This is a genomic window from Geitlerinema sp. CS-897, from assembly GCF_028368005.1.
GTDB lineage: Bacteria > Cyanobacteriota > Cyanobacteriia > Cyanobacteriales > Geitlerinemataceae > Baaleninema > Baaleninema simplex.
In genome coordinates this window covers 1-2584 of sequence record NZ_JAQNCQ010000275.1, presented here as the reverse complement: position 1 = coordinate 2584, position 2584 = coordinate 1, and the positions used below count along the sequence as shown (strand labels likewise).

Annotated in this window: 4 protein-coding genes; 3 read left to right on the top strand and 1 reads right to left on the bottom strand. The window is 54.3% G+C overall.

Annotated features, from left to right (window positions below):
• The first annotated feature begins 316 nt into the window (after positions 1 to 316).
• Together POG22_RS17230 and POG22_RS17225 are read left to right on the top strand one after the other, a co-directional pair.
• Positions 317 to 676, top strand: a complete 360-nt coding sequence (locus POG22_RS17230; protein WP_498906598.1) for a rhodanese-like domain-containing protein — start codon at positions 317 to 319, stop codon at positions 674 to 676.
• A gap of 135 nt (positions 677 to 811) precedes the next feature.
• Entirely contained in the window at positions 812 to 1024 is a 213-nt protein-coding gene (locus POG22_RS17225; RefSeq protein WP_498906597.1) for a glycogen debranching protein, read from the top strand.
• A 29-nt stretch (positions 1025 to 1053) separates the two neighbouring features.
• Here POG22_RS17225 and POG22_RS17220 read toward each other — a convergent pair whose 3' ends face one another.
• Complete coding sequence (locus POG22_RS17220) at positions 1054 to 1542, bottom strand: pentapeptide repeat-containing protein (RefSeq protein WP_498906596.1); 489 nt, start codon at positions 1540 to 1542, stop codon at positions 1054 to 1056.
• A 123-nt stretch (positions 1543 to 1665) separates the two neighbouring features.
• On the opposite strand from POG22_RS17220, the gene POG22_RS17215 reads away from it, so the two are divergent.
• Positions 1666 to 2584: tetratricopeptide repeat protein (locus POG22_RS17215; RefSeq protein WP_498906595.1), on the top strand; the 919-nt coding region annotated here is incomplete at its 3' end.

The window sequence follows — 2584 nt, the reverse complement described above, 5'->3', positions numbered from 1 at the left end:
TCTAGCTTAAATTCCCACGTCATGTTTAGCATATCTAAACTGTAGCAAATCTTTTGTAGGTTACTCCCCTCGGTCGCACTTCGCTACACCACCAGCCAAGCTTTCAGCTATGGCTGGAGTACTGCGAAGAATCTGGATAGAGGCTTAATTCTCAAAGAACGCTCAAATCAGCCCATTTTTAGCAAAAAATGCATAATGCATCTAAATGTATTCGTCAATACTTTCTAAACAAAAATTTGCATTTTTTAAAAAAGTCGTTACATTGGGAGCTATAAGGTCTACATCGTTGTTTCAACCCATTCAATCTATCGCTCCTATGATTCCTACTCCTGCAAGCTTGAAAAGCAAATCCAGCGCCCACGATTTAAAAAGCCGCCTCGATTGGGGCGAACCGGCGCTGACGATTATCGACGTGCGCGATCGCACTACGTTTAACGCCTGCCATATCCAAGGGGCAATTTCCCTAACTCAAGCCGAACTGGTCGATCGCGCCTTAGCCAACCTCGAACTGATGCGAGACATCTACATCTACGGTGCGACGGACGACGAAACGGCCGAGGCTGCATCGATGCTTCGCGAGGCCGGATATCAAAACGTAGCCGAACTCGCAGGCGGACTCGCCGGTTGGCAAGCGAACGGATTCCCCATCGAATCGACCTCTGCCATCGTCGGTTAGGCGATCGCCGAACGGCATTTCTGCAATTTTCTTAATTCAAGCCCCTCAACTTTCAACCAGTTGGGGTTTTTTCGTGGAGGAACCACCGTCTCGATTCCTTAAAATGAAAACGTACACAATACGGGAAACACGCTGATGACATCCGTTTGGGTCTGCGAACAACTCGATCCCACTGGAATGGTTCACGCTTGCATCGCCAGTTGCAACGAAGAACAAGCGCGAGACTGCCTCAAATCCTTTCAAGACAACCTCGACGACCGCCAAAAAGCCGAAGGTTGGGTGGCACGCTTGCGAACCGTGGACTCGTGGGAAGACGTTCCCGTCACGCCGCTCAAACTCAGTCGCTAGCGACGCCTCCTTCCAGGCCAGTGCAATACTTACGGACAGTAGAGAGAATCTCGGGTGGCGATGCCCGTGGTGGGATTGATGCCTTCAGCACGGCGACAGAGTTGTTTGACTTGAGCGCCGTCTAAAATCGCACCCGTGAAATCGGCACCGTCGATCTGCACGTTCTCAAAAGTCGATCGCAGTAAAATCGTATCGGTTAACTGTGCGTTGCGTAGGTCGGTATCGACAAAGGTAACTTGGTCGAGCATCGCGTTACTCAAATCTGCCTCGCGAAAATCTACGTCGGTCATCCACGAGACACTGAAAATCGCTCCCCGTAAGTCGGCGCGGTTGAATTTAACCCCTCGCATGGTGCATCCAGCAAATTCTGCCGAGGCCAGTTGCTGTTCGGAGAAGTCGCGATCGACCAACTCGGCTTCGCTGTAAGACAGGGCGGGGGGATACAATACGGCTTGCGCCATCGGCATTCCCGTCCACAGGTTCAAGCTCAGCCAAACGGCCGCGAAAAATTGCAACATTGCGCTCGTGCGTTTCTGCAAGTCCGACGCTCTCTAGGGTACTCGATCGCGCAACCGACCGCTCGACCTGACGGCACGAGTGCGCAAAAAATACAATGTTGGTAGGTTGATTGGGGTTTTTCGATGATGGAACAGGAGTGGTTCGATCGCGGAGTGCAATGTATCCGAGAAGGGGATTACGTCAGTGCGATCGCTGCGTTGACGACTGCCCTCAATGGCGATCCGACTTTTGCGCTGGCTTACGATCGCCGGGGACGGGCGTATTTCGAGGCGGGACGATCGCACGATGCCATTTCCGACTATACCCGCGCCCTCGACCTCGATCCGACGCTGCGAAGTGCCTGGTACGGACGGGCGATCGTGCGGTTGGCGTTGAAAAACTTTCCCGGTGCGCTAGCGGACGTCGATCGCGCTCTCGAACTCGACGACAGCCACGCCGCAACGCATCAGTTACGAGGCAGGATTTGCAGCAAACTGGCCGACCGTCGGGGGGCGATCGAAAGCTTCAAACGGGCGGCGCAACTCTATCTCGATCTCAAGGATAAGGAAAACTGTCAGCGCTGTCTCGATCGCGTGCGGGAACTGCAACCGCCCCAACCCGCTAAAGCCGCCGAAACGCCAACGTTGTCGCCGATTCCCTCGGTGGGAGACTATTACAAAGAACTCCTCGATCGCGTACAGAAGGGAGACACCCGCAGCGTGTTGCAAGACCTCAATTGGGCGTTGCAAGCCGACGAAAACGACGCCCGCGCCTACTGCTGTCGCGGTATCCTCTACGTGAAACTCGGGAAGACGAAAGACGCCCTCCAAGATTTCAACCGCGCCCTGAGCCTGAATCCCGACGATGCTTTCGCCTATCGCAATCGCGGTAAAGCCCGATTTCAACTCGGCGATCGCGCTGGGGCGATGGCGGACTTCGATCGTGCCTTGGAACTAACCCCCGACGACGCTCTAGCCTACGTCGCTCGAGGAAACAGCTTTCGCGATGCGGGAGAGTACAGTCGTGCCATTCAAGACTACGACCGGGCGATCGAGCTCGATC

Bases quoted from the DNA above. Each gene is read 5' to 3' on its own strand.
- POG22_RS17230 (WP_498906598.1), top strand. From the start codon at position 317: ATGATTCCTACTCCTGCAAGCTTGAAAAGCAAATCCAGCGCCCACGAT.
- POG22_RS17225 (WP_498906597.1), top strand. From the start codon at position 812: ATGACATCCGTTTGGGTCTGCGAACAACTCGATCCCACTGGAATGGTT.
- POG22_RS17220 (WP_498906596.1), bottom strand. From the start codon at position 1,542: ATGTTGCAATTTTTCGCGGCCGTTTGGCTGAGCTTGAACCTGTGGACG.